Source organism: Kocuria sp. (assembly GCF_030536815.1).
Taxonomy (GTDB): Bacteria; Actinomycetota; Actinomycetes; order Actinomycetales; family Micrococcaceae; genus Kocuria; species Kocuria gwangalliensis.
This window is the reverse complement of sequence record NZ_JAUNPE010000020.1, coordinates 1-26,681: the sequence shown is the minus strand read 5'-3', so window position 1 is coordinate 26,681 and position 26,681 is coordinate 1. Positions and strand designations below refer to the sequence as shown.

Below are 26,681 nucleotides of genomic sequence, written 5' to 3'. Positions count from 1 at the left end.
GGTTGCGTACGGCTGATGCGGAGTCGCCGCCGCCGATCACGCTCATGGCATCCGAAGTGACCAGTGCGTCCGCCACGGCCTTGGTGCCGTTGGCGAAAGCCGCCATTTCGAACACGCCCACGGGGCCGTTCCAGAAAACGGTCTTGGCGGACGTGATCGCGTCCGCGAAGATCTCGGCGGACTCGGGTCCGATGTCCAGGCCCAGACCCGAATCGCCGATCTCGCCTCCCTCGATGTCCTCCACGGGGCGCACCTCGTGCTGGGCGTCCTTGTCGAAGGCCGCCGCGTAGACGACGTCCACCGGCAGCACGATCTCGGTTCCGGCGGCCGAGGCTTTGTTCAGGTACCCCTTGACGACGTCGATCTGGTCCTTCTCCAGTAGGGAACCACCCACGGAGTAGCCCTGGGCGGCCAGGAAGGTGAAGACCATGCCGCCGCCGATGAGCAGCGAATCGGCCTTCCCGATCAGGTTGTCGATCACGGCCAACTTGTCCGAGACCTTGGAACCACCCATGACCACCACGAAGGGGCGCTCGGGATCGGAAATGACCTTCTTGAGCACGTCCACTTCCGTCTTGACGAGGTCCCCCAGGTACCCGGGAAGCTTCTGGGCAATGTCGAACACGGAAGCGTGCTTGCGGTGAACCGCGCCGAAGGCGTCGTCCACGTAGGCGCCGTTGGCTCCGGTCAACGCGGCAAGCTCGGCGGCGAATTCCTGCCGCTCGCCGTCGTCCTTGGACGTTTCACGCGGATCGTAACGAACGTTTTCGAGCACGAGGATTTCACCGTCCCCGAGTGCCTCGGCCTTGGCCTGGGCATCCTCGCCGACCACGTCGGTGGCAACCGTGACGGGTGCGTCGGCCAGCTCATCGAGCTTTTGCGCGGCCGGGGCGATCGAGTACTTGGGGTCCACCTGGCCCTTGGGGCGACCCAGGTGCGCCATGACGATCACCCGGGCGCCGGCGTCGGTCAGCTTGGTGAGCACGGGCAGCGAGGCGCGCACGCGACCGTCGTCCGTCACGGTGGTGCCATCCAGGGGCACGTTGAGGTCCGAGCGGACGAGCACGCGTCGGCCGGAGACCCCCTCAGAAATCAGTTCGTCCAGCGATTTGGCCATGTCCGGTTCATCCCTTTCAGTGAGACAGCAGGTCCTTATGACAGCGGCGCCGGTACCCACAGGGCACCGGCGCCGCTCCAAGGTCTAACTCAGAGCTTATCTGCCACGAACGACACAAAGTCGACCAAACGAATGGTGTAGCCCCATTCGTTGTCGTACCAGGCAATGACCTTCACCTGGTTGTCCACGACCTTGGTCAGCGGAGCGTCGAACACGGTGGAGACGTCGTAACCTTCGATGTCCTTGGACACCAGGGCTTCCTCGGAGTACTCGATGATGCCCTTGAACGGGCCCTCGGCAGCCTTCTTGATGGCCGCATTGACCGACTCCACGGTGACGTCCTTCTCGACGTCCACGGTGAGGTCCACAATGGACCCGGTGGGGGTGGGAACGCGAACGGCAAAGCCGTCCAGCTTGCCCTCGAGCTCCGGGAGCACCAGCCCGACCGCTGCGGCAGCACCGGTGGTGGTGGGAACCAGGTTCAATGCCGCAGCACGGGCGCGACGCAGGTCCTTGTGCGGAGCGTCATGCAGGCGCTGGTCACCGGTGTAGGCGTGGATCGTGGTCATCAGACCGCGCTCAATGCCGAACTCGTCGTTGATGACCTTGGCGAGCGGGGCCAGGCAGTTGGTGGTGCAGGACGCGGCCGAGACCAGGTTCATGGTCTCGGGGTCGTAGTCCTCCTGGTTGACGCCGTACACGAACGTGCCGTCCACTTCCTTGCCCGGAGCGGACAGGACGACCTTCTTGGCGCCGGCGTCGAGGTGCGCCTGCATTTGCGGGCCCTTGGTGAATACGCCCGTGCATTCCACCACGATGTCCACGCCGAGCTCACCCCACGGCAACTTGGCGGGGTCCTTCTCGGCCAGGAACTTGATCTCGTGATCGTCGACCTTCATGACGTCGCCGTCGAGGGAGACCTTGGCGTTCACGCGGCCCATGACCGAGTCGAACTCGAACAAGTGCTTCAACGTCTCCGGATCGGTCAGGTCGTTGACGGCCACGAGCTCGATGTTGTGTCCGTGCTGCGTCTGCAGGGCGCGTGCGAAGCTGCGGCCGATGCGTCCGAAGCCGTTGATGCCAACTTTGATGCTCACTGCGATCTCCTCTTGTCATTGACAATGTCGGTATGCGGGCCCGCGCGAGATCCGATGTTGGATCAGTCACAATCGGTAAGAATCCAACATCTTCTGGTTCTCACATTGTGGGGCCCGATGTGTTCTACCGGGACCATTCTATCGAGATACCGGGATATTTGACAGTGCGCAGCCGAACTTTTGAACGCTTAGCGCGATCAATTCCCACATAAACCCACATTAACTTTCCGTTCTCGACGGCGTGCTACCGTCAGCGCCGCTGCGACAGCCCCGCGGTCGCTGCGAATTCGCTCGTATTGGGGACTCCCAGGTCCTCGGCACGGCGATCCGCCATGGCGAGGAGCCGCCTGATCCGCCCGGCAATTGCGTCCTTGGTGAGCGGCGGGTCCGACAACCGGCCCAGCTCGTCAAGACTTGCCTGCTTATTGGCCACCCGCAGCTTCCCGGCCGCGCGCAGGTGTTCGGGGGCCTCTTCGCCCAGCAGTTCGAGGGCTCGCTCCACCTTGGCGCCAGCGGTCACCGCGGCCTGTGCGGAGCGGCGCAAGTTGGCGTCGTCGAAATTCGCCAGCCGGTTCGCGGTTGCGCGAACCTCCTTGCGCATCCGCCGGTCCTCCCACTGCAACAGGTTCTGATGAGCGCCCATGCGCGTCAACAGCGCGGCAATGGTGTCACCGTCGCGAACGACCACGCGGTCGATTCCGCGCACCTGCCGCGCCTTGGCCAGAACATCCAGTCGACGGGCCGCCCCGACCAGGGCGAGGGCCGCCTCGGGTCCGGGACACGTGAATTCCATGGCCGCGGCCCTGCCCGGTTCGGTCAGCGACCCGTGGGCGAGGAACGCGCCGCGAATCACTGCGGAGGCGTCCTCCACGGTCCCGTTCACGACCGAGGGGGGTAGACCCCGAACCGGGCGCCCGTGAGCGTCCAACAGGCCGGTCCGACGGGCCAGGGCCTCACCGTCCCGAGCAACCCGCACGATCCAGGTTCGGTCCCGGCGCAGCCCACTACCGGTCATCACGCCCAGTTCCGTGCTGTGACCGTAGACCTCGTTAATGGTGTGCGCCGTACGACGCGCCGCCGCCTCGGTGTCCAGCTCCGCCTCGATCACGATCCTGCCGCCCACAATGTGCAGCCCACTCGTGAAACGCAGTAGCGCCGAGAGCTCCGCGCCTCGAACCGAGGATTTCTTGACCTGCAAGTGTGCAAGCTCGTCTTTGACCGATGCGGTCAATGCCATGGGGGACGTCTCCTTTGTCTGATCGATGAACGGGGTGCCGATGTGTGCGGCACTCAGCCGTCCGCCTTCATAATTTTCTGGTAGGCCGCAGCCAGCTTGAAGTGGTTGTGGACGGCCGATCCGTCGTTGTCCCGCAGGTCCGCCCAGTGCACCGTGGCGCCCAGCTGGGCCGCCGCGAGTTCGACGTCGTGCGGGGACTCGGCCGCGGTGGGATCCGCAAGTACGGCATCCAGGCGCAGCTCGGGCGCATAACGGGCAAGCACCCTCAAGTGGTCCGCGGCGCTCATGCCAAGGGTCTCGGAATCGCGGGACAGGTTCAGGGTGACCAAGCGCTTGGCCGGGGACTTGCAGATCGCGTCACGCAGCCCGGGCAGCAGCAGGTGCGGCAGCACGGAGGTGTGCCAGGAACCCGGGCCCAACACCACCCACGCCGCCTGGTTGATGGCCGAGACCGCCTCGGGGCAGGCCTGCGCCTTGTGCGGGTGGATCCGAACATTGCACACGTCCGCCTGCTTGGCGAGAAGCGACTGACCCGTGATCGTTCGGGCAATGAGTTCCGGTGGGCAGGGCTTGGTGGGATCCGAGTTGGGTGCGATGTCGCCCTCGATCACGAGAGGCTCGCGGGACATCGGGAGCACCTGTCCCCTGGCGCCCAGCAGGGCGCCGGCCCAGCGCAATCCGTCCACGGGATCGTCCAATAATTCCCACAGGGTCACGATCAGAAGGTTTCCCAGCGCGTGATTGTCCAGTCCCTCATGGGGGTGGCTGGCGTTGCTGAAGCGATGCTGCATCACGTCGCGCCAGGTGCGGCCCCATTGCGAGTCGTCGCACAGCGCGGCAAGTGCCATCCGGAGATCACCGGGAGGCAGCACGTTCATTTCGTTGCGCAACCGGCCGGACGACCCGCCGTCGTCGGCGACCGTGACCACGGCCGTGACGGCCGGGGCGAGCAGACGAAGCGCGGACAGGCTCGCGGACAGTCCGTGCCCGCCGCCCAGGGCGACCACCGAATCGGCGTCGGAAATGCCTTCACGCGCCGCGGGGTCCAGCGAATGGTACGGGTCCACGTCGCGCCGGGTACTCAAGGGCAACCTGGGCAACGCGCCGGTCGAGGGAAAGTTACTCATAGTGGTCCGTAGGGGTCTAGGACTCCGGGTCTGCGGCTACTCGCGCCCCAGGTCTCGGTGTTGGATGTTGACGGTCACGCGCGGGGACTTGCTGAGTCGCTTGGCGATGTCCTCGGTGACCGCCACGGAGCGATGCTTACCTCCCGTGCAGCCGATCGCAATGGTTGCGTAGTGCTTGTTTTCCGTGCGGTAGCCGGCGAACACCGGCTCGAGCATGGCCACGAAGCGGTCCACGAACGTGGCGGTGCCCGCGTGGCCGAACACGTAGTCCCGCACTTCGGGATCCTTACCGGTGCGCGGACGCAGGGCCGGGACCCAGTGCGGGTTGGGAATGAAACGGACGTCGGACACGAAATTCGCGTCCGCGGGCACGCCGTACTTGAAGCCGAAGCTCATCACGGTCAGCCGCAGCACCACGGGGCCGTTGGTGGAGAACATGTCGGCCACGGCGCGTGTGAGAGCGTGCACATTGAACGAGGACGTGTCCAACACGGAATCAGAAGACTCACGAAGATCCCGCAGTAACGACCGTTCGGCCTTGATGCCGTCCAGAATGCGACCCCCGGCCTGCAGCGGGTGGGGCCTGCGTTGAAGTTCGTAGCGGGAGACCAGAACCTCGTCCGAGGCGTCCAGGAACAGGACCGAGAATTCCACGCCGGAGTTCTCCAGCGCCGCGAGCGTCTCGCGCATGTCATTGAACAGGGCCTTGCCGCGCACGTCGATGACCACGGCCAGTTTGGGCAGGGTCTCCGGGGTGCGTGCCACCAGATCCGCCAGCGTGCTGAGCATCTGCGGTGGCAGATTGTCCACCACGTACCAGCCCAGGTCCTCGAGCGCGTTGGCCGCCGTGGAGCGGCCCGCACCGGACATGCCGGTGACGATCAGCAGTTCGGAGGTGGGGGGTTTAACCGGTTGCAGTTGGGGGGTGGGGGAATCCGACTCGGGAGTTGGATTACTCATATCCGTCTGCGCCGCCTGACTGTTTGCATGCAATGGGTCCGCCTCCAGGGTAGTCCAGTTTCAATCGAGCAGCTCCCCCGTTCCCACGTCCACGCCCGCCGACGGCGCTTGCCCGCCTCCCAGCGCGGCCACCACCCGTTCGGCGAGACCGGGACCGAAACCATTGACGCGTGCGATGTCCTCGACGGTTGCCGCCCGTATTTTCCTGACGGAGCCGAAGTGTTTCATGAGGGCCTTGTGCTTGGCGGGGCCCAACCCCGGTACGGCGTCCAGGGCCGAGACGGTCATGGACTTGGAGCGCTTCTCCCGGTGGAACGTGATGGCGAACCGGTGGGCCTCGTCGCGCACTCGCTGCAACAGGTACAGGCCCTCGGAGGCGCGGGGCAGGATAAGCGGGAACTCGTCGTCCGGCAGCCACACTTCTTCGAGCCGCTTGGCCAGGCCCACCACGTACACGTCCGTGATTCCCAGATCGTCCAGGGCACGCTGGGCGGCCGCCACCTGGGGCGGGCCGCCGTCCACGATCACCAGGTTGGGCGGGTATGCGAAGACCCGGCCGTTGTCCTCACGGGCCTGTTCCGCGGTCACTTCTCCGGTGGTCACCCCACGTTCGGCGGCCTTGCGCTGCTGTTCGAGGTGGCGGGTGAAACGGCGGTGGATCACGTCGTACATCGAGGCGGTGTCATCACGGGCGGCGTCACCGGTGATGGCGAACTTGCGGTACTCCCCCTTGCGCGGCAGGCCGTCCTCGAAGACGACCATGGATGCCACCACATTGGTGCCCTGCACGTGGGAGATGTCATAACACTCGATGCGCATGAGGGCGTCGGGGAGATCCAGCGCTTCCTGAAGTTGTTGCAGCGAGGCCGAACGAGTGGTGAGATCTCCCGCCCGGCGGGACTTGTGCAGTGCGAGGGCCTGGCGGGCATTTTCCGCCACGGTTTCCAACAACTGCGCCTTGTCACCGCGCTGGGGCACGGAAATGGTGACCCGGGACCCGCGGAGCTCGCTGAGCCAGTTCTCCAGATCGCCGGCTTGCTCCGGTTGCGTGGAGACGTAGACCGTGCGGGGAACGGTGTCCTGCCGGTAGGCCAATTCCGCCGTTCGGCGATGTTTGGCCACGGTGTCCTGGCTGCCCTGGTGAGCTACCTTCCTCCCCCGTCGCTGGGTGGGATTCAGTTCCGCGGTTACCTCGCCGTAGGCCTGTTGCAGGAGGTGCTCGACCAGTTCCGCGGTGGAGACCTCTTCCACCTTTTCGGTGATCCAGCCGCGTTGACCGCGGATCCTCCCGCCGCGCACGTAGAACACCTGCACCGCGGCCTCGAGCTCATCCTCCGCGAGGGCGAAGAAGTCCGCGTCCGTGTTGTCGGCGAGCACCACGGTGTTGCGTTCGAAGGCCTTTTCCAGGGCCACCACGTCGTCCCGGCGGGCCGCTGCCGTCTCGAAGTCCATCCGCTCCGAGGCCTCTTGCATTTGTCGGCCGAGTTCTCGAATGTAGGCCTTGGCGTGCCCGGACATGAAACGGCACAGGTCCTCGGCCAGCGCCCGGTGGTCCTCCCGGGAAATGGTGCCCACGCACGGCGCCGAGCACTTGTCGATGTGGGCAAGCAGGCATGGCCGCCCCGTGCGCTCTGCCCGCTGGAACACGCCCTTGGTGCACGTGCGCACGGGGAACACCCGCAACAGGGCATCCAGGGTTTCGCGGATCGCCCATGCTTGTGAGTACGGGCCGAAGTACCGGTTGCCCGGTTTCTTGTCGCCACGCATGACCATGGCGCGCGGAACGGCCTCGGCCATGGTGATCGCCAGGTACGGGTAGGACTTGTCGTCCCGGTAGGCAATGTTGAAACGCGGGGAGAACTCCTTGATCCATGTGTATTCGAGCTGCAGGGACTCGAATTCGGATCCCACCACGGTCCATTGCACGGCCGCCGCCGTGGTCACCATGGCTCGAGTCTTGGGTGAGAGTTGATGCAGCGGAGCGAAGTAGGACGACACCCGGTTCCGCAGGTTCTTGGCCTTGCCCACGTAAATCACACGGCCGTGCTCGTCCCGGAAACGGTACACCCCTGGGTTGGTGGGGATGTCCTGACGAGCCGGCTTGTAGCTCGCCGGATCAGCCACGCCCGGAATCCTTCTCCGCGGACGGCGACTGGTTATAGGTGTCCTTGCGCGGCTGGCCGGACAGTTCGGCTATGGCGTCCATGACCTGCTCCGTGAGCTCCTTACGCATGCGCCCGTTGTGCCTGGGTCCCGCCTTGGGGACCTCGATCGCCTGCCCGACATGCAGCTCGAAACGCGCGGGACGGATCACGGTGGAACCGGGCGGCTGCAGTCGCTGAGTTCCCACGAGGCCCACGGGGACCACGGGAGCTCCGGTCATATAGGCGAGGTAGGCCACCCCGTTGCGGCCCCGGTACAGGTAACCGTCACGGGATCGGGTGCCCTCGGGGTAAATGCCGAAGATGTTGCCCTGTTCCAAGTGCTCCAGGGCAGGGGCCAGCGCCGCGACCGAGTCGCCCTGCTGTCCGCGTTCCACGGGGATCACGTCGATCATTTTGAAGAGCTCACGCATGACGTGTCCCTTGACCCCCGGAGTCGTGAGGTACTCGGCCTTGGCAATGAACTTCACGCGGCGGGGCATCATGACGGAGAGGATCACGGAGTCGAGGAACGAGAGGTGGTTGGACGCGATGATCACGGGCCCGTGATCCGGGACCTTGTCCGTGCCCGTCACGACTGGCCGGCACAGTGCCTTGAAAGCCGTGGTCACCGATGTTTGCAACAACCGATAGTTATCCATGGTCCGACTGCCCCTCCGCGGAATCGTTGTACCGGTCAGTCCATGCTGCCAGCCCGGCGGGAGCACCCACCACCGCCACACACACGTCGTCGAGTTCACCGGGTTGACCGAAGCCCCAACCGGCACCAATACAATCCAGGCCGTGCGCGTGAGCGCCCTCGGCATCATAGCTGCGGTCACCGATCATGACCGTCCGTTCGGAATCGGGGGTGGACAGGCCGAGTCGGTCCAGCGCCTCCCCGATGATCTCGGGCTTGTCGTGCAGGGACACACGGCCGGCTGCGGGCCGTGCGAGGTCGTCCGCGGCACCGCTCACAGTGTCGAAGTATGCGCTCAGGCCGAATCGTTGGACCACTTCAACGGCGATCCGTTCGGGCTTCTGGGTGGCCACGACCTGGCGAACACCCAGCGCGCGCAACCGATCCAGTTCCTTCTCGATACCCGGATAGACACGCGTTCGCTGCAACCCTTCCGTGAGGTACCCCGCTCGGTACACCGAGATCACCTGCGGAATCCTGTCCTCCGGAACGTCCGTGAAGTGGCGCAGCGACTCTCCGATGGGCGGGCCCACAAACCGCCCCAGATTCTCCGGTACCGAAAATCCGCAGGTACACAGGGCATCGGCTATGCCGTCGGTGATGGCGCCCGCCGGATCCAGGATGGTTCCGTCCAGGTCCCACAACACCACGGGAGTTTGAGCGATCACGGGTGCCTTCTCTCGGTTGTCGCTGGTTTATCGCTGGGTCGCGGCCCGACGGGTCGCGGACGTCTCGAGAACCTCGGCCAGGAACTGACCGGTGAAGCTGTCCTTGTTCTCGGCGATGTCCTCGGGGGTGCCCTCGGCAACAATTGTTCCACCGCCGGAACCGCCATTGGGTCCCAGGTCGACCACCCAGTCCGCGGATTTCACCACGTCCAGGTTGTGTTCAATGGTCATCACGCTGTTGCCCTTGTCCACCAGCGATTGCAACACCATGAGCAGTTTGCGGATGTCCTCGAAATGCAAGCCCGTGGTGGGTTCGTCCAGCACGTAAATGGTGCGGCCGTTGGAGCGCTTCTGTAGTTCCGCAGCCAGCTTCACGCGCTGGGCCTCACCACCGGACAGCGTGGTGGCCGGTTGTCCCAGACGGACGTAACCGAGCCCCACCTCGACCAGGGTGTTGAGATAACGCGCGATGGCCGTGAACGGTGCGAAGAACTCCGCGGCCTCCTCGATGGGCATGTCCAGGACTTCCGCGATGTTCTTGCCCTTGTAGTGGACCTCCAGGGTTTCGCGGTTGTAGCGGGCGCCCTTGCAGACCTCGCACGGAACGTAGACGTCCGGCAGGAAGTTCATCTCGATCTTGAGCGTCCCGTCGCCGGAGCACGCCTCGCAGCGACCACCCTTGACGTTGAACGAGAACCGACCCTGCTGGTAACCGCGGATCTTGGCTTCCTGAGTGTCCGCGAACAGTTTGCGGATCCGGTCGAACACGCCCGTATAGGTCGCCGGGTTGGAACGCGGGGTGCGCCCAATGGGGCTCTGGTCCACGTGGACCACCTTGTCCAGGTGGTCCACACCGTCGATCCGTTTGTGGCGGCCCGGAACCTGCTTGGCGCCGTTGAGCTTGTTGGCCAACGTGGTGTACAAGATGTCGTTGACCAGGGTGGACTTACCCGAGCCGGAAACACCGGTCACGGAGACGAACACGCCCAGTGGGAAGTTGACCGTGAGGTTTTGCAGGTTGTTCTCACGCGCACCCACCACGGTCAGCCGGCGGTTCTTGTCGATCGGACGACGCCGCTCGGGCACCTCGATCGCGCGGCGCCCGGACAGGTAGTCCGCGGTGATGGAGTTCTTGTTCTCGAGCAGACCCTCGTAGGTGCCCGAGTGCACCACGTGACCGCCGTGCACACCCGCACCGGGACCCACATCCACAATCCAGTCGGCCTCACGAATGGTGTCCTCATCGTGTTCGACCACGATGAGCGTGTTGCCCATGTCGCGCAGCCGGGCGAGCGTTTCAATGAGCCGCCGGTTGTCGCGCTGATGCAGGCCGATGGACGGCTCGTCCAGCACGTAGAGCACGCCCACCAGTCCCGCGCCGATCTGCGTGGCCAGGCGAATGCGCTGGGCCTCGCCCCCGGACAGGGTGGCCGCGGCGCGTTCCAGGTTGAGGTAGTCCAGGCCCACGTCGATCAGGAACGTCAGGCGAGCCACGATCTCCTTGAGCACCTGGTCACCGATCCGGGCCTCTCGATCGGAGAGGTCCAGGGACTCGAAGAACGTCAAGGAATCTCGCATGGGGAGGTGAGTGGCCTGGGAGATGTTGAGCCCACCCACGCTCACGCCGAGAACGGTGGGATTCAGGCGCGCGCCGTCGCACGTGGGACACGCAACCTGCCGCATGTACTGCTCATAGCGGTCCTTGGCGTGATCGGACTCAGTTTCCTCGTGCTTACGCTTGATGTACCCGAACACGCCCTCGAAACCCTGCGTGTACCGGCGTTCCCGCCCCCAACGGTTCTTGTAGGCAACCGTGACCTTGTAGTCCTTGCCGTTGAGCACGGCCTTCTTGGCCTTGGCCGAGAGGTCCTGCCACGGGGTCAGTAAATCAAAACCGACCTCTTCGGCCAGTCCCGCCAGCAGGCGATTCCAGTAGTCGCTGGTGGCTTTGCCCAGGGACCACGGCGCAATGGCTCCCTCGATGATGGACAAGTCCGGGTCTGGTACGACCAGACTCTCGTCCACTTCCAGGCGCGAGCCAATGCCATCACAGTCGGGGCACGCTCCGAACGGGGCATTGAAGGAAAACGACCGGGGTTCGATCTCGTCCGTCTGCAGAGTGTGCTCGTTGGGGCACGCCAAGTGTTCGGAGAACATCCGGCTGTTACCGGCCCATGGGGATTCCTCGCCCTCGCGCAGCACCAAGTCGATGACCACGCGGCCCTCGGCCAGGTTCAGAGCAGTTTCCACCGAATCGGTGAGTCGCTGCCGGGCCTCGGCCTTGACCGTGAGGCGGTCCACCACCACATCAATGGTGTGTTTGTACTGCTTCTTGAGCTTGGGGGGATCATCCAGCGTCACGGTTTCCCCATCCACGACGGCGCGAGAGAAACCCTGGGTGCTGAGCTGCTGGAACAGGTCCACGAACTCGCCCTTGCGGCCCTTGACCACGGGCGCGAGCACCATGAAACGGGTCCGCTCGGGCAGTTCGAGCAGCTGGTCCACGATCTGCTGCGGGGTCTGCTTGGTGATGGGCTCACCGCACACGGGACAGTGCGGGTGACCGATGCGCGCCCACAACAACCGCATGTAGTCGTAGATTTCGGTAATGGTGCCCACGGTGGAGCGCGGGTTGCGCGAGGTCGACTTCTGGTCGATGGACACCGCGGGTGAGAGACCCTCGATGAAATCGACGTCCGGCTTGTCCACGCGCCCCAGGAACATTCGGGCGTAGGAGGACAGCGACTCCACATACCGGCGCTGACCCTCGGCAAAAATGGTGTCGAACGCGAGTGACGACTTACCTGAACCGGACAGACCCGTGAACACCACCATGGAGTCACGCGGGATCGTGAGGTCCACGTTCTTGAGATTGTGCTCGCGGGCGCCCTGAACCACGATCTCGGTCAGGTCGGACGCTCCGGACGCCCTCAGCTTGGGCGCGTGATCGGACGCAACCTGCTGGGCAAGAACGGATGAGGAGTGCTTTTTTACGGGGGCTTCGCGGGTTTGCTCGGACACGGCAGTCACTCTATTACTCACCTCAGACATGCAGCGCTGAGCGAGGGGGAATCCTCGCTCAGCGCAACGATCAACGAACGTCTATTCTCTCAGGACCTCACCTCGCGCGCCGACCCCGGCCCGCCCGGCGGGAGCCCGAGGGGGCATCCTCGCGGGCGGGGGCGGCGGCGTCGTCGGCTGCGGCGTGCTCAGCGGGCGTGCGGCGCAAACCCGAGGCGCTCGGGTCCACGACCGGCAGTGAACCCGTTTGGGCGCTCTGCATCCGCAGGCCGGCGGCCTCCACGGGGTCAACACGTTTGGAGACCACGGACAGCTCGCCCGTCTGCGGGTCCACCTCCACGACGTCCACCGTGGTGCGCAGCGGGATTTCCCTCATGAGCAGCACGCACACCAGCGTGACGACGGAGGCAATGGCCGCGATCAGGAACAAAAGACCCGTACCCGAGCCGTAGGCCGAGCGCAAAGCCTCTTCCACGGCCGGCGGCAGACCGGACATGTCGATGGAGGCGGCGTCGCCCATTTGGGACGGGTCCACGTTGTGTTCCCGAGCAAACGATTCCATGGAACTGGTCAGGTGACGTGTGAGTACCGCGCCGAACAGCGACACCGCCAGGGCACCGCCCACGGTACGGAAGAAGGCGACGCCGGAGGAGGCCGCGCCCATGTCCTTGAGGCCCACCGTGTTCTGGACCGCCAGGATCAGGTTCTGGTTGAGCGTTCCCACGCCCAGGCCCACCAGGCAGATGAAGATGCCCACGAGCCAGACCGGGGTCGTATGGGTGAGCGTGGCGGCGGAGAACAGACCGGCTCCCAGGATCACGGTGCCCACAACGAGGATCCGCTTCCACTTGCCGAACTTCGTGATCAGTTGGCCGGCCACCATGGACCCGACGAACGAGCCGACCACCTGCGGCAGCATGAGCAGACCCGACTCGGTGGGCGTGAACCCCTGACCCAGCTGGAAGTACTGGCCGAGGTACGTGGTGGAGGCGAACATGGCGGCGCCGGTGGCAATGGCGGCAATGGTGGCCAGCACGGTGGTGCGTTCGGTCATGACGCTCAGCGGCATCACGGGTTCGGGAACGCGACGCTCCACGAGCACGAACAGCACGGCCGCCACCAGGGTGAGCACCACGAGGCCCAGGGACTGCCAAGACGCCCAGTCGAAGAGCTTGCCGGCAAAGGACACCCAGAGCACGAGCGCCGAGGTCCCAATGGCCAGCAGGACCATACCACCCAGGTCGATGTAGGGCTTGCGCTCCTGTTCACGCGGGGGGATGTGCAGAGTCTTAATGATCAGCCCGGCGGCCAGGATGGACAGCGGCACGGGGATCAGGAAGCACCAGCGCCACCCGAAGAGGTCCACGATCAAACCACCCAGCAGGGGGCCCAGGGAGGTGGCCACGGCCATGACTGCCCCCATGTACCCGGCGTAGCGACCGCGTTCACGCGGCGGGATGATCGTGCCCAGAATCGTCTGGGCGAGGGCCATGAGTCCGCCCATGCCGATGCCCTGGATGACGCGGGCCATCACCAACATGCTGATCGAGGTGGACAGACCGGCGGCCCCCGAGCCGAGCACGAAGATCAGGATGGCCAACAGCAGAAGCTTCTTCTTGTCGAAGAGGTCCGCCAGCTTGCCGAAAATGGGGGTGAAAATGGCGTTGGCCAACAGGGTTCCCGTCACGGTCCACGACAGTGCGGTTTGATCGCCACCCAGGTCCGCCATGATCACGGGAAGGGCGGTTCCGATGATGGTCAGCGTGACCATGGCCATGAAGAATGCGGCCAGGATGCCCGTGAGTGCCCGCAGGACGTTGCGATGGTCCACGTCCCGGGTCTTCTGGTCCTTTCGGGCCGCAGACGATGCGTCGGCTGCTGTCATTGAACGGAGTCCTCCAGACGGCGTGCCGTCTCAGTAGTAGTTGTCTGTGTCGTTGCGTTGCGTGGACGTTGCGGGTCCACCCGGGGTATGTGCGTGGTCATGCGTTCCAGGCCCAGCGAGGTCAGGAATGTCTCGGTCAGGCGATTGAGGTCCTGTCGGGTGCGCGCGGCGTCGTCCTCGCTCAGCGCACCAAGGCGCTCAATGAGTCCCCGGGTGTCCGATTCCAAGTTGTCGGCCACCGCGGTGCGACCCCGCTCGGTGATCTGCACCAGTTGCGCTCGACCGTCCTCCGGATCCGGGGTTCGTTCAATGAATCCGAGTTTCTCGAGGTGACTCAGCTGCCGACTCATGACCGAGGCCCCCAGCCCGGACTCCGCACCGATGTCCTTGGCGCGCCGAGCGGGCACGGACGCCAAGTGGCTCAGCAGGCTCATCTGCACCACCGACAATTCCCGCTCGGTGATGGACGCCTTGAGGACCCGTCGCATGACGCGTTGCAGTTCGAACAATTCTTGGACCAGCGCTGAGGCGGTCTCCTGAGAAACGCTCATGGTCTCCCCCGGGTGAGGAATGGGCAATGATGTGAGGGCGGAAGTCGACTGCTCACGGGTCGTTGCACCGGTGGGATCACCCAGAACAGTTGCTTGCAACATGCAACTATATGCCGAGATTTGTAGGCTGTCTAACTAATTGGGGGTGCGTTCCGTCACGATGCATCGACACCTCGCATGCAATGGACGGGCACCATTGGCTCCGCCGCCGGTAGTAGGCCTACACTCGTGCCATGATCGCCACCCAGACCGAGGTAATCGAGCTTTCTGAGATCACCATCCGCCGCATCTCAGTCAGCGACATGGACAATAATGTCTACCTCCTGACATCCAAAGAACACGGCACACAGGTGCTCATCGACGCCGCCGACGACGCCCGCGCCATCGCGGGTATGGTCGCCGCCGGTTCCACCGACTGCAACGATTGGGCCAACCTCCAGCTCATCATCACCACGCACTCGCACTGGGACCACGTGCGGGCCCTCGGCAGCGTGGCCTCGCATTCCGAGGCCATGACCGCGTGCGGTGCCGCCGACGAGGACGACATCGATGTGCCCATGGACCTCACGTTCAACGACGGTGACACCGCGGAACTGGACGGTTTCGAACTCGAGGTCATTGAACTGCGCGGGCACACCCCCGGCTCCATTGCCATTGTTTACCGCGACCCGCACGGACCGGACCACATCTTCTCCGGTGACTCCCTGTTCCCGGGCGGGCTGGGTAAGACCAACTCGCCGGAGGACTTCCGGCAGCTCTACCAGGACGTCACCGAGCGGATCTTCGATCAGTTCCAGGACGACACCATCGTGCACCCCGGTCACGGCAAGCCCACCACCGTGGGTGCCGAACGCCCGCAGTTAGAGGAGTGGAAGCAGCGCGGCTGGTGAGTTCCGCGCAACCCCCACGTGATCCCGCCGCTGCCACCGCAGACCGCGCCGCCTACGTAGCGGTTCTGGTCTTCCCCGTCCTGATTCTTGTGGGCGGCGCCGCGGGATACTTCTTTGCCCCCATCATGCAGTTGGCTTCCGGGTGGGTCAATACCCTGCTCGGTCTGGTGATGTTCGGCATGGGTCTCACCTTGCGCCCCGTGGATTTCGCACTCGTCGCCAAACGACCGGTGCCCATCGTGGTGGGCGTGGCCGCGCAGTACATCGTGATGCCGCTCCTGGCGGTGTTCGTGTCCTGGCTCCTGCAATTACCGCCGGAACTGGCGGCGGGAGTGATCCTGGTCGGTTGCGCGCCGGGCGGCACCGCGTCCAACGTGGTGTCGTACCTTGCCCGCGGCGACGTGGCCGTGTCGGTAACCATGACGTCCATCTCCACGCTGCTCGCACCGGTGCTCACTCCCCTGCTCACACTGTGGTTGGCCGGTCAGTACATGCCCCTGGACGGCCCGTCCATGGCCATGTCCATCGTGACCATCGTGCTGGTCCCGGTGATTGCGGGCATTCTGGTGCGGTTGGCTCTGTCCCGTCTGGTGAAGCGGCTGCTTCCCGTTCTCCCCTGGTTGTCGGTCCTGGGGATCGCCCTGATCGTGGCCATTGTGGTGTCCGGTTCCGCCGATCGCATCATTCAGGCGGGCCTGCTGGTGCTGCTCGCTGTTGCCATCCACAACGTGCTGGGTTACGCCCTGGGTTACCTCATCGGCCGGGCCACCGGCCAGCCCGTCCCCGTGCGCCGCACCACCGCGGTGGAGGTGGGCATGCAGAACTCGGGTCTCGCGGCCGGTTTGGCCGCGCAGTACATGTCGCCGCTGGCAGCGCTGCCCGGCGCCGTGTTCTCCGTGTGGCACAACTTGTCGGGCGCGGTTCTTGCGCTGCTGTGCCGCCGCGCGGATGCTCGCGCCGCCGCGCGTTCGACCACTCCCGACGACGCCGCCGCTCGCACCCGTTCCTGACGGGGCGGTCCGTGCCTGTCGGCAAGTGTCGATAGGCTTGCGGTGATGAAACTCCTGGACGCCCTTGCCCCCGAACTCTCCGCACCCGGTCAGCATTACTTGCGCGGGGACTTCGCCTCCAATCCGCTCAGCGATGACGAGATCTACGAGGGATTCCTCGGCTGGATCTCCTCGCGGGACATGGAGCTCTACCCCGCCCAGGACGAGGCCGTTCTGGAAGTGGCCGGCGGCGCCAATGTCATCCTGGCCACGCCCACGGGCTCCGGTAAATCAACGGTGGCGGTGGCGGCCCACTACGCCGGGCTGGCGCGCGGCCGGCGTTCCTACTACACCGCACCCATCAAGGCGCTCGTGTCCGAAAAGTTCTTCGACCTGTGCGAGATCTTCGGGGCCGAGAATGTGGGCATGGTGACCGGTGACTCCTCGGTCAACCAGGATGCTCCCATCGTGTGCTGCACGGCCGAGATCCTCGCCAACGTGGCGTTGCGCGAAGGCTCCGACGCGGACCTCGGCGTGGTCATCATGGACGAGTTCCACTTCTACTCGGACCCGCAGCGCGGGTGGGCGTGGCAGGCCCCACTCATCGAACTCCCCCAGGCCCAGTTCTTGCTCATGAGCGCAACCCTGGGAGACGTCACCCGGATCCAGGAACGTCTCAGCGAGGTCACCGGGCGGGACACCAAGCTGGTGACGTCCGCGGATCGCCCCATCCCACTGCATTACTACTACTCGGAACGGCCCATTCACGAGGAACTCGAGGAGCTGCTGAGTACGCACCAGGCTCCCGTGTACGTGGTGCACTTCTCGCAGCTGCAAGCGGCGGAACAGGCGCAGAACCTGATGTCCGTGGATGTGCTCAGTAAGGAGGAAAAGCAACGCATTTCGGACCTGATCGCTCAGTTCCGGTTTTCCGCGGGCTTCGGCAAGACCCTCAATCGCTTGGTCCGCCACGGTATCGGCGTGCACCACGCGGGCATGTTGCCCAAGTACCGCCGCCTGGTCGAGCAACTTGCCCAGACCGGGCTGCTCAAGGTCATTTGCGGTACGGACACGCTGGGCGTGGGGATCAACGTACCCATTCGCACGGTGCTGATCACCGCGCTGTCCAAATTCGACGGCGAACGCACGCGCCGGTTGAGCGCCCGAGAGTTCCACCAGATCGCCGGCCGCGCGGGCCGTGCCGGATACGACACCGCGGGCACGGTGGTGGTTCAAGCCCCCGACCACGTGATCGAGAACGAACGGGCCATGGCCAAGGCCCGCGCCAAACACGGCGACGATCAGAAAAAGCTGCGCCAGGTCACCAAGAAGAAGCCACCGCAAGGGTTCGTCTCGTGGAGCAACAAGACCTTCGACGGCCTGGTCGCCGCGCAACCCGAGCAACTGACCTCGTCGTTCACCGTGACTCACTCCATGGTGTTGAACCTGCTGCAGAGACCCGGCAACAACGTGGCCGCCGGCTACCACCTGCTCAGCAGCATTGACGAGACCCACACCAGGAAACGCGATCTGCTCAAGCAGGCCCTCGCGATTCTGCGGGAGCTCATCCGCGCCGAGGTGGTCGTCCGGCTACCCGAACCGGACGAGACCGGGCGCCGCTACAAGGTAACGGTCGAGTTGCAGGACAACTTTGCCCTGAACCAACCGCTGTCCCCGTTCGCCCTGGCCGCGCTCACGATCCTGGACCCCGAGTCCGAGACGTACGCCCTCGACGTCGTCTCCGTCATCGAGGCGACCCTCGAGAAGCCGCGACAGGTGCTCAACCTGCAGGAGAAGAAGGTCAAGGGCGAGGCGTTGGCCGTGATGAAGGCGGACGGCGTGGAGTACATCGAGCGGATGCGCGAACTCGATGAGATCACCTACCCCCAGCCGCTGCGCGAACTCTTGGAACAGGCCTTCGAGACCTACTCCAGTTCTTCGCCCTGGGTGAGCCAGTTCGAACTGTCCCCCAAGTCCGTGGTGCGCGACATGTACGAACGCGCCATGACCTTTGGTGATTACATCCAGTTTTACGGGCTGGCCCGCTCGGAAGGCATCCTGCTCCGCTACCTCTCCGACGCGTACAAGGCGTTGCGACAGACCGTTCCCGTGGACGCCACGACCGAGACACTGACCGATCTGATCGAGTGGCTCGGCGAAAGCATCCGCCAGACGGACAACTCCCTGCTCGACGAATGGGAGAAGTTGGCCTCCGGACAGGAATCTCCCATGGGCACCAGCGCAGACTCATTGGAGGAACTCGTCGAGGAACAACCGGAGGGCGTCACCAGGAACCCCCGGGCCTTCCGCGTGATGGTGCGCAATGCCTTGTTCCAGCGCGTCGAGTTGTTCGCCCAGGAAAAGGACAAGGTTCTGGGCGCCCTGGACGAGGCCACCGGCTGGGACCGGGACCGCTGGGCGGACGCCATGGACGCGTATTTCAATGAATACGACGACATCTACACGGATGCCCAGTCCCGTGGACCCGCGCTGATCCGGATCAACGACAAGCCCGAGGGGCTGCCCGGTTACTGGACCGTGGCCCAGGTCTTCGACGACCCGGACGGCAATCACGACTGGGGCATCAATGCTCGCATCGATCTGGCCGCCTCCGATGAGGACGGTTTTCCCGCGGTACTGGTCGACAATGTCGGCGACATTGCGCAGACGGGCCGATCCTGAAAGTATGCATTTATTGCTGCATAACAACCCGTTATGCGGTTCTCCCTGCATCAGGTGCATCATCATGCGGCCCATCCCGAGGAGGCATTCGTGTTCGCTCTGACCGTCGATCGACGCGGTTCTCGCGAGGACCCCGGTGCCCTGGCGATGACCCACCATCGCGACCGGTTCGATGCGGATCTCCCCGGGCCCGTACTCGGGTGGCAGATCAGCGCGGGAGATGAACTGCAGGCCCTGTACGACTCTGCGCAGGACGTCCTCACCACCGTGTTCTCCCTGGCGGATGAACGGGACTGGCACGTGGGTCTGGGAATCGGGGCCGTGGACACACCGCTGCCCGCCAACGTCAACGAGGCCACGGGACCGGCCTTCGTGGCCGCGCGGGAGGCCGTTACGGCCTCGAAGGAGACCGGGTACCCCGCTGTGCGCGGCACGGACTGGGCGTCCCATGCCCAAGCCGTCCTGACCCTGGCCACTGCCGTACGCGAACGCCGCACGCGGGCCGCACGAGAGGCAACCGACCTGGCCGAACGGGGACTCACGCAGCAGCAGATCGCCGCAACGCTGGGCATCGCGCAGTCGTCGGTGTCCCGGAGGTTGTCATCCGCGCTCTGGAGTCAGGAGCAAGCCACCCACCCCACGGTGCTCACCTTCCTGCAATGGGCCGATGACGCTCCGGAGGCCTCGTGAAAATCTCCCGTATCCTCCTGGACGCCGTGCTACCGGCGTCCCTGGTGATCGTGACCGCCGTGTGGGCCGTCCTGGCCGGTACCGTGCCGCGCGAATGGGCGTACCCCGCGCTTCTGATTGCCGGCACGCTGTCCGGGGACCTGGTGATCCGGTTCGTGTTCCACTTGGCGGACGTCTCCCATGAGCGGCCGACTCCCGACCCCAATCCTTGGGACAGTGCCGAGCCACCCCCGGAGCCGGTCACACCGCCGTTACGGGGTGGTTTGGTGATCGGCTTCCTGGAACGTTCCGCCACCATTGCCTCCCTGCTCACCGGTCACGTGGCCGGTATCGGAGTGGTAGTGGCTGTGAAGGGTCTGGCTCGTTACGGGGAATTCACCAACGCCCGACAGCGCGAGCAATTCATCATTGGCACCCTGGCATCCCTGTTGTGGGCCGCGCTGTTCGCCGCCGCGGCCCTGTGGTGCACCACGGAACCGGGCCCCTTCGCTGCCTGGCGCTAGGGCCCACCGCCCACGAGAAAGACGCCGCCCGCGCACCTGAGGTGCGCGGGCGGCGTCGTGACGGCGATCGATGGCCTGTTCAGGCGGTCGAACGGTGATCAGCGCAGGGAGGTGGAACCTCCGGTCGAGTGACCCTCGGGTCCGCTGCCGTCCGCTGCCTTACCGGTGGGCTGCACCGTGGCCGTGGGAGCCGCGGAATCCAGGTCCTCCTGGTCGAGGTCCGGGGACGGGGTCTTGACCTCGCCCGTGGATTCGAACTCGCTCTGCTGCCCGTGCACGGTGTCCACCATCTTGCGGAACTTGGCGCGGGAATCAATGAGCTCTTCCTTGTGCTTCTCCGAGATCTTGGGGAACTGCTGGGTGAGCTCGGCGATCTTGGTGGAAATGCGCGTGCGTTCCTCCGCGGGCGCGTCCTTGGGCAGCGCCAGGTACTTCTCGGAGAGGTCCTGGGTCTTCTGGATAATGCGCAGGGCACGACCCTTGGGGCTGTACAGGGACACGAGCACGGTGATGACGAGGATGGAAATGATCACGGTGAGGGACAACCCAATGCCGACCTCGACGACCGGAACGGGCTCGCCGTTGTTGATGAAGGGCAGCGTGTTCTCGTGCAAGGCGTGCAGCATCAGCTTCACGCCGATGAACAGCAGGATGAGCGAGAGACCCCACGACAGGTAGATCAAGCGATCCAGCAGGCCGTCGATCAAGAAGTACAGCTGGCGCAAACCCATGAGCGAGAACGCCGTGGCGGTGAACACGATGTACGGTTCCTGAGTCAGGCCGAAGATCGCGGGGATGGAGTCGAGCGCGAACAAGATATCGGTACCGCCGATGGCCACCATGACCAGCAGCATGGGGGTCATGACCTTCTTGCCGTTCTCAATGGTGAACAGCTTGTCGCCGTCGTAATAGTCGGTGGTCGGCAGGAGCTTCTTGGCCAGCCGCACCACAAAGTTGTCGGCCTCGTCCGACTCGGAGTCCGAGACCTCGCCCTTGATGAGCTTGCCCGCGGTGTAAATGAGGATCAGGCCGAACAGGTAGAACACCCACGAGAAGGTATTGATCGCCGCGGCACCGATGAAGATGAACACCGTGCGCGCAATCAGCGCGAACACGATACCGAAGAGCAGCACCTTCTGCTGATCAGCCCGCGGCACCTTGAAGGACGCAATGATGATCAGGAAGACGAACAGGTTGTCGACCGACAGGGCCTTCTCGGTGATGTACCCGCCGTAGTATTCCGCCGTCAGCTGCGGGCCGTCCATCCAGAGGATGACCAGACCGAACAGCAGGGCAATGCTCACGTACACGGCCGACCAAACGGCGGCCTCTTTGATCGTGGGCTCGTGCGGCTTACGCACGTGGAAGAAGAAGTCATAGGCCAGCAGGCCCAGAATCAATGCAAGGGTGATACCCCATTGCAGGCCGGTGATTTCCATGTGTCAGCACTTTCCGTTGAGAGACGGTGGAGACCGTGGGTCTCTCCACCGATCGGCACTGGGTCGACGCACCGGTAACGGTGGCCTCAGCGCCGTGAGTGATCGGTTGCTGTGCCCGGAGTGGCATCCATGCCGCTCGTGCTGACGTTCACAGCTCTTCGGGATACTCCCCCACGTTGTGGTCCGACCCAGTTTACACAGCTCTCCGAACTGTCTAAGCGTGACCCGCGTCCTTCATGCGGCGCAGTTCCTTCTTGAGGTCCGCCAATTCATCACGCAGCCGTGCCGCGAGTTCGAACTGCAGTTCGGCGGCCGCGTTACGCATTTGCTCACTCAACTGCTCAATGAGCTCCACGAGGTCCTCCGCCGGCGCCGCCTGCACGCCGTCGCGCAACAACTTGGACTCGGCCCTGGATGCTGCCTCACGCTGGGTCTCGGACGCACCCTTCTTCTTGCCACCCTTGACCGGCGCGGTGTGGTCATTGGCGGCGGCGCGCTGGGCGAGAAGGGTTCGGGTGTCCTCGTCCTCGCGGGCCAGCTGATCCGTGATGTCCGCAATGCGCTTGCGCAGCGGCTGAGGATCGATCCCGTGCTCCTTGTTGTACGCCACCTGGATCTCGCGGCGACGGTTGGTTTCGTCAATGGCGGTCGCCATGGAATCCGTGATTTTGTCCGCGTACATGTGCACTTCACCGGAGACGTTACGCGCGGCACGACCAATGGTCTGGATCAGCGACGTGGTGGAGCGCAGGAAGCCCTCCTTGTCCGCGTCGAGGATGGCCACGAGTGAAACCTCGGGCAGGTCGAGGCCCTCGCGCAGCAAGTTGATGCCCACGAGCACATCAAAGGTACCCAAGCGCAGGTCTCGCAGCAGCTCCACGCGCTTGAGGGTGTCGACGTCCGAGTGCAGGTACTGCACGCGCACCCCGTGTTCCATGAGGTACTCGGTGAGGTCCTCGGCCATGCGTTTGGTCAGCGTGGTCACCAGCACGCGTTCATTGCGTTCCACGCGCAGCTCGATCTGCTCCAGGAGATCGTCGATCTGTCCCTTGGTGGGCTTGACGACCACCTGGGGGTCCACCAGACCCGTGGGACGAATGATCTGCTCGACCACGGAGTCCACCTTGGCCATTTCGTACTTGCCCGGGGTGGCGGACATGTACATGGTCTGACCGATGCGTTCCAGGAACTCGTCGAATTTGAGGGGGCGGTTGTCCATGGCGGAAGGCAACCGGAAGCCGTGCTCCACCAGGGTGCGTTTGCGGGACATGTCCCCTTCGTACATGCCGCCGATCTGCGGCACGGTGACGTGGGACTCGTCAATGATGAGCATGAAGTCGTCCGGGAAGTAGTCCAGGAGGCAGTGGGGTGCGGAACCGCGGGGCCGGCCGTCAATGTGCAGCGAGTAGTTCTCGATGCCGTTGCAGTAGCCCATTTGCTCCATCATCTCGAGGTCGTACGTGGTGCGCATGCGCAGTCGCTGGGCCTCGACCAGTTTGTTCTGGGACTCCAGTTCCTGGAGCCGGTTCTGCAGCTCGTTCTGGATGGTTTCCACTGCACGCGCCATCCGTTCCGCGCCCGCCACGTAGTGAGAGGCCGGGAAGACGTACATTTCCTGTTCGTCGTTGACGATCTCCCCCGTGAGCGGGTGCAGTGTGTAGATCGCTTCGATCTCGTCACCGAAGAACTCGATGCGGATCGCGAGTTCTTCGTACATGGGGATGATTTCCACGGTGTCACCGCGCACCCTGAACGTGCCGCGGTGGAAATCGATGTCGTTGCGGGCGTACTGCATATTCACGAATTGGCGGAGCAGATCATCGCGGTCCATTTCCTGACCCACGGCGAGCGTCACCATTTGCTTGACATATTCCTCCGGCGTGCCCAAACCGTAAATGCACGACACCGTGGAGACCACCACCGTGTCACGGCGGGTCAGGAGCGCATTGGTGGCCGAGTGCCGCAGCCGCTCGACTTCCTCGTTGATCGAGGAGTCCTTCTCAATGAAGGTGTCCGTCTGCGGGACGTACGCCTCCGGCTGGTAGTAGTCGTAGTAGGAGACGAAGTACTCGACCGCGTTGTTGGGCAGAAGATCCCGCAACTCGTTGGCCAGCTGAGCGGCCAGTGTCTTGTTCTGAACCAGCAACAGGGTGGGGCGTTGGACCGCCTCGATCAGCCACGCCGCGGTGGCCGATTTACCGGTACCCGTGGCGCCCATCAGGACAACGTCTTGTTCGCCGCCCTGGATCCGCTCAGTAAGTTCCGCAATGGCCTTGGGCTGATCACCCGCGGGCTGGAACTCGGAGACCACCTCGAACGGGGCGACAACGCGATTGATTTTTTGGGCCAGCGACATGCCACCAGAGTACGCGTCCCCTCCGACACGCTATCCGTCCCGGTGGCGCCACCAAGCATCGACCTGGTTCAGGAGATCCTCGATCGAGCCCGCGTTGTCGAACACGGTGCTCGCCGCGGCCCGCCGCTGCTCGTCGGTGGCCTGAGCCGCAATGCGCCTGCGCGCGTCGTCGGGGTCCATGCCCCGGTCGGTGACCATGCGACGGACCCGCTCCTCGATCGGTGCCTCGACCACCAGAACCTGGTTCATGCCCGCGTGCTGTCCGGTCTCGACGAGGAGCGGCATGTCGTAGACAATGACCGATCCCGGAGCGGCACGCTCAATCAGTCGAGCGGTTTCTTCACGAACCAGCGGGTGGATAATGCCGTTCAAAGTCTCCAGTTGCAGTTCATCATTGAACACAATATTGGCAAGTTCCTGGCGCAACAGCTCGCCGGTGCCCGGATCAATCACCGAGTCACCGAAGTGTTCGCGGATCGCGGTGAGCCCCCGCCGCCCCGGTTTTTGGAGATCCCTGGCAATGGCATCGGCGTCAATCACCACGGCACCCAGCTCCGCCAACCGCCGGGAGACGGTGGACTTACCGGAGGCGATCCCCCCGGTGAGGCCCACCGTCTCCAGTGCGCGACCGTCGGCCCGTGACACACCATTACCCACCAAAGTCCTCCTTCTCGGCAACGATCTCAGGGCGGCGCTCAGGCCTGACCGATCGTGTCGACGATTGAGCATATCCGCTGCGTCTCCGTAGCGGCCCGCCACTCCCCCGCCACCGTGCGACCCGGGTCAGCCGAGCCCTTCACGCACGCCGGGTCGGAACGCGATGAACAGCCACATCCCGTTGACGATCACCAAAATGATGCCGGGAAGACCGAGGAGCAAATTCCCCGGTGCCACAACCGCGGACAATGCCGCGTGGATCAAACCCACGGTCGCGAACACCGCCCCGGCATACCACCCTTCCCGGAGTCGTTTACGCAGTGGAATGTAGACGGCGAGATACATTCCGACCAGCAGGATGAGGCCCACCACCGCGCCAACCCAGTACAAACTTTCATGAGGCGCCCCGAACGGTGCATCCTCGAAGGCCCGGTGAGTGATCTGCCCGGTGACAATGTTGGTGATGATGGTCGTGAGGTACAACACGCCGGACACAATGGTCAGCGTCAGCAATTTCCTCACGTGGTTGTCAACCTCCGGGTCGATTTCTCGGTTACGTGCCGACGAACCCTGGGATTCGTCACGCCGCGTTGTCATGCTCATGATGAGTACCGCTTTCTCCAGTGCCAATGCACGCCATATTCCTCCCAGCACGAGTGTGATGCAAGACACCCCGCGGCCATTTCCTGGGAATTTGCTTAGTCCGCCTACATTGGCTGAGCGGCCGCGCCCTAGACTGAAGTACATGCCCAGCGACCCGAACGTCTCCTACACGGTGCTGCGCGCGAACTCGGTGCACACGCACGAGGCCGAGATCAAGAAATCCCGATTCCTCGCACTCCTGAAACGGGTCGATTCGGAGGCAGCTGCGCGCGCTTTCATTGCCGAGACCAAGGCTCAGTACCGTGACGCCCGCCATCACTGTTCGGCTTTCCTGATCGGCCCCACGCGCGAGACCGGTCGCAGTTCCGACGACGGCGAGCCGTCCGGGACCGCGGGCATGCCCATGATGCAGGCCCTGAGCGCTCACAAGGTGCCCTCCCAACGCGAGCAGCAGCTCGAAGGCGATCTCTCGGACATCTGCGCCGTGGTGGTTCGCTGGTTCGGCGGGGTCAAACTCGGCGCCGGCGGCCTGGTACGCGCGTACTCCGGGAGCGTGGCCGCAGCGCTCGAGACCGCTCCTCTCAGGACACGCATGCGCTCCCGCTCCCTCACGGTGTGCTTGGCCCACGCGGATGCCGGCCGCGTCGAGGACGACGTGCGCACGGCCGGCTTCACGGTGCTGCCCACCCGCTACGAAGCCGACGCCGCCGTGCTCACTCTCGCGGTCCCCGATCGTGAGCTCGATGTCCGCAACGCCTTGGACACCGTGACCTCGCTGACCGCGGGACAGTACATCCCGCGCCCCGGGAGCGTCGACTGGCACGACATCCCACTGCGCTGACCGCCCACTCACCCGTGCACTGCACGGCACCGGCCATCGCGGGCATTGCAGCGCTCCGTGGCGCACGTGTTCCTGACATGACAGAACCCCGCACGGTATCGTGCGGGGTTCTGCGATTCAGAGGTCCGAACCGCCGGGGCGGTGCAGCTTATCCGTGAATCAGTTGCCGGTCAGCTTCTCGCGCAGGGCAGCGAGGGCTTCGTCGGAAGCCAAGGTGCCCGCATCCTCGGCCGGAGCCTCGGAGGAGTAGCTGGTCGGAGCGGCGGGGCCACTGTTGCTGCTGCTGCTGGAGTTCGAGGAGGAAACGGCAGCTTCCTGATCCTCGGCCAGGTGCTTCTGCACCTGCTCCTTGTGAGCTTCCCAACGAGCCTGAGCGTCCGCGTACTGCTGCTCCCACGCTGCGCGCTGGTCCTCGTAGCCTTCGATCCACTCGTTGGTCTCGGGATCGAAGCCCTCGGGGTACTTGTAGTTACCCTGCTCGTCGTACTCGGCGGCCATGCCGTACTGAGCGGGATCGAACTCGGTGG

21 protein-coding genes and 1 pseudogene are annotated in these 26,681 nt (G+C 64.4%); 6 read left to right on the top strand and 16 right to left on the bottom strand.

The genetic code is table 11. From position 1 onward, the window contains the following. From pgk to Q4E95_RS03750, 11 genes are all read right to left on the bottom strand, one after another. Positions 1-1,117, bottom strand: a 1,117-nt coding sequence (pgk, locus tag Q4E95_RS03800) for a phosphoglycerate kinase (RefSeq protein WP_303382041.1), incomplete at its 3' end; no start/stop codon positions are given. A gap of 89 nt (positions 1,118-1,206) precedes the next feature. Next, entirely contained in the window at positions 1,207-2,214 is a 1,008-nt protein-coding gene (gene gap, locus Q4E95_RS03795; protein ID WP_303382040.1) for a type I glyceraldehyde-3-phosphate dehydrogenase, read from the bottom strand. Between the two features lie 250 nt (positions 2,215-2,464). Beyond that, complete coding sequence (gene whiA, locus Q4E95_RS03790; RefSeq protein ID WP_303382039.1) at positions 2,465-3,451, bottom strand: DNA-binding protein WhiA; 987 nt, start codon at positions 3,449-3,451, stop codon at positions 2,465-2,467. A 53-nt stretch (positions 3,452-3,504) separates the two neighbouring features. Then, entirely contained in the window at positions 3,505-4,578 is a 1,074-nt protein-coding gene (yvcK, locus tag Q4E95_RS03785) for a uridine diphosphate-N-acetylglucosamine-binding protein YvcK (protein WP_303382038.1), read from the bottom strand. Positions 4,579-4,614: 36 nt separating this feature from the next. After that, positions 4,615-5,538, bottom strand: a complete 924-nt coding sequence (gene rapZ, locus Q4E95_RS03780; RefSeq protein WP_303382037.1) for an RNase adapter RapZ — start codon at positions 5,536-5,538, stop codon at positions 4,615-4,617. Positions 5,539-5,598: 60 nt separating this feature from the next. Then, a complete protein-coding gene (gene uvrC, locus Q4E95_RS03775) occupies positions 5,599-7,662 on the bottom strand; it encodes an excinuclease ABC subunit UvrC (protein WP_303382036.1) in 2,064 nt (687 codons plus the stop codon). After that, entirely contained in the window at positions 7,655-8,341 is a 687-nt protein-coding gene (locus tag Q4E95_RS03770) for a 1-acyl-sn-glycerol-3-phosphate acyltransferase (RefSeq protein ID WP_303382035.1), read from the bottom strand. Before Q4E95_RS03770 ends, uvrC begins: the two co-directional genes overlap by 8 nt. Beyond that, complete coding sequence (locus Q4E95_RS03765; RefSeq protein ID WP_303382034.1) at positions 8,334-9,047, bottom strand: HAD hydrolase-like protein; 714 nt, start codon at positions 9,045-9,047, stop codon at positions 8,334-8,336. The genes Q4E95_RS03770 and Q4E95_RS03765 overlap by 8 nt, the downstream gene beginning before the upstream one ends. Positions 9,048-9,074: 27 nt before the next feature. Next, positions 9,075-12,098, bottom strand: coding sequence for an excinuclease ABC subunit UvrA (uvrA, locus tag Q4E95_RS03760; protein WP_303382033.1), 3,024 nt, complete (start codon positions 12,096-12,098; stop codon positions 9,075-9,077). Between the two features lie 67 nt (positions 12,099-12,165). Further along, positions 12,166-13,953, bottom strand: a complete 1,788-nt coding sequence (locus tag Q4E95_RS03755; protein WP_303382032.1) for a DHA2 family efflux MFS transporter permease subunit — start codon at positions 13,951-13,953, stop codon at positions 12,166-12,168. After that, positions 13,950-14,606 (bottom strand): MarR family winged helix-turn-helix transcriptional regulator, encoded by a 657-nt coding sequence (locus Q4E95_RS03750; RefSeq protein WP_303382031.1) that lies wholly within the window; start codon positions 14,604-14,606, stop codon positions 13,950-13,952. Before Q4E95_RS03750 ends, Q4E95_RS03755 begins: the two co-directional genes overlap by 4 nt. Before the next feature lie 131 nt (positions 14,607-14,737). Between Q4E95_RS03750 and Q4E95_RS03745 the strand changes: the two genes are divergently transcribed. The 5 genes from Q4E95_RS03745 (at position 14,738) to Q4E95_RS03725 (ending at position 20,258) form a co-directional block, all read left to right on the top strand. Continuing rightward, entirely contained in the window at positions 14,738-15,394 is a 657-nt protein-coding gene (locus Q4E95_RS03745; protein ID WP_303382030.1) for an MBL fold metallo-hydrolase, read from the top strand. Further along, complete coding sequence (locus tag Q4E95_RS03740; protein WP_303382029.1) at positions 15,391-16,404, top strand: bile acid:sodium symporter family protein; 1,014 nt, start codon at positions 15,391-15,393, stop codon at positions 16,402-16,404. Before Q4E95_RS03745 ends, Q4E95_RS03740 begins: the two co-directional genes overlap by 4 nt. A 45-nt stretch (positions 16,405-16,449) precedes the next feature. Then, positions 16,450-19,065 (top strand): RNA helicase, encoded by a 2,616-nt coding sequence (locus tag Q4E95_RS03735; RefSeq protein WP_303382028.1) that lies wholly within the window; start codon positions 16,450-16,452, stop codon positions 19,063-19,065. Between the two features lie 90 nt (positions 19,066-19,155). Beyond that, on the top strand, positions 19,156-19,755 hold the full coding sequence (locus Q4E95_RS03730) for a transcriptional regulator (protein ID WP_303382027.1): 600 nt from the start codon (positions 19,156-19,158) through the stop codon (positions 19,753-19,755). Then, complete coding sequence (locus Q4E95_RS03725; protein WP_303382026.1) at positions 19,752-20,258, top strand: hypothetical protein; 507 nt, start codon at positions 19,752-19,754, stop codon at positions 20,256-20,258. The genes Q4E95_RS03730 and Q4E95_RS03725 overlap by 4 nt, the downstream gene beginning before the upstream one ends. A gap of 98 nt (positions 20,259-20,356) precedes the next feature. On the opposite strand, the gene Q4E95_RS03720 is transcribed toward Q4E95_RS03725, so the two are convergent. From Q4E95_RS03720 to Q4E95_RS03705, 4 genes are all read right to left on the bottom strand, one after another. Beyond that, complete coding sequence (locus tag Q4E95_RS03720) at positions 20,357-21,697, bottom strand: TerC family protein (RefSeq protein WP_303382025.1); 1,341 nt, start codon at positions 21,695-21,697, stop codon at positions 20,357-20,359. A 214-nt stretch (positions 21,698-21,911) separates the two neighbouring features. Beyond that, entirely contained in the window at positions 21,912-24,053 is a 2,142-nt protein-coding gene (gene uvrB, locus Q4E95_RS03715; protein WP_303382024.1) for an excinuclease ABC subunit UvrB, read from the bottom strand. 30 nt (positions 24,054-24,083) lie between these two features. Next, the gene (gene coaE / locus Q4E95_RS03710) at positions 24,084-24,710 is read right to left on the bottom strand and encodes a dephospho-CoA kinase (protein WP_303382023.1); all 627 of its coding nucleotides are present in this window, start codon (positions 24,708-24,710) and stop codon (positions 24,084-24,086) included. A 126-nt stretch (positions 24,711-24,836) separates the two neighbouring features. After that, positions 24,837-25,313: a hypothetical protein gene (locus tag Q4E95_RS03705; RefSeq protein ID WP_303382022.1), complete on the bottom strand. Its 477-nt coding sequence runs from the start codon at positions 25,311-25,313 to the stop codon at positions 24,837-24,839. Positions 25,314-25,455: 142 nt separating this feature from the next. Here Q4E95_RS03705 and Q4E95_RS03700 point away from each other — a divergent pair, with 142 nt between their 5' ends. Next, the gene (locus Q4E95_RS03700; protein ID WP_303382021.1) at positions 25,456-26,154 is read left to right on the top strand and encodes a YigZ family protein; all 699 of its coding nucleotides are present in this window, start codon (positions 25,456-25,458) and stop codon (positions 26,152-26,154) included. Positions 26,155-26,313: 159 nt separating this feature from the next. On the opposite strand, the pseudogene rpsA reads toward Q4E95_RS03700, so the two are convergent. After that, positions 26,314-26,681 (bottom strand): annotated as a pseudogene (gene rpsA / locus Q4E95_RS03695) (30S ribosomal protein S1); the annotation flags it as partial.

Bases quoted from the DNA above. Each gene is read 5' to 3' on its own strand.
- uvrB (WP_303382024.1), bottom strand. From the start codon at position 24,053: ATGTCGCTGGCCCAAAAAATCAATCGCGTTGTCGCCCCGTTCGAGGTG.
- Q4E95_RS03705 (WP_303382022.1), bottom strand. From the start codon at position 25,313: ATGAGCATGACAACGCGGCGTGACGAATCCCAGGGTTCGTCGGCACGT.
- Q4E95_RS03755 (WP_303382032.1), bottom strand. From the start codon at position 13,953: ATGACAGCAGCCGACGCATCGTCTGCGGCCCGAAAGGACCAGAAGACC.
- whiA (WP_303382039.1), bottom strand. From the start codon at position 3,451: ATGGCATTGACCGCATCGGTCAAAGACGAGCTTGCACACTTGCAGGTC.
- uvrA (WP_303382033.1), bottom strand. From the start codon at position 12,098: ATGTCTGAGGTGAGTAATAGAGTGACTGCCGTGTCCGAGCAAACCCGC.
- Q4E95_RS03735 (WP_303382028.1), top strand. From the start codon at position 16,450: ATGAAACTCCTGGACGCCCTTGCCCCCGAACTCTCCGCACCCGGTCAG.
- yvcK (WP_303382038.1), bottom strand. From the start codon at position 4,578: ATGAGTAACTTTCCCTCGACCGGCGCGTTGCCCAGGTTGCCCTTGAGT.
- Q4E95_RS03745 (WP_303382030.1), top strand. From the start codon at position 14,738: ATGATCGCCACCCAGACCGAGGTAATCGAGCTTTCTGAGATCACCATC.
- Q4E95_RS03750 (WP_303382031.1), bottom strand. From the start codon at position 14,606: ATGTTGCAAGCAACTGTTCTGGGTGATCCCACCGGTGCAACGACCCGT.
- Q4E95_RS03770 (WP_303382035.1), bottom strand. From the start codon at position 8,341: ATGGATAACTATCGGTTGTTGCAAACATCGGTGACCACGGCTTTCAAG.
- Q4E95_RS03700 (WP_303382021.1), top strand. From the start codon at position 25,456: ATGCCCAGCGACCCGAACGTCTCCTACACGGTGCTGCGCGCGAACTCG.
- rapZ (WP_303382037.1), bottom strand. From the start codon at position 5,538: ATGAGTAATCCAACTCCCGAGTCGGATTCCCCCACCCCCCAACTGCAA.
- Q4E95_RS03720 (WP_303382025.1), bottom strand. From the start codon at position 21,697: ATGGAAATCACCGGCCTGCAATGGGGTATCACCCTTGCATTGATTCTG.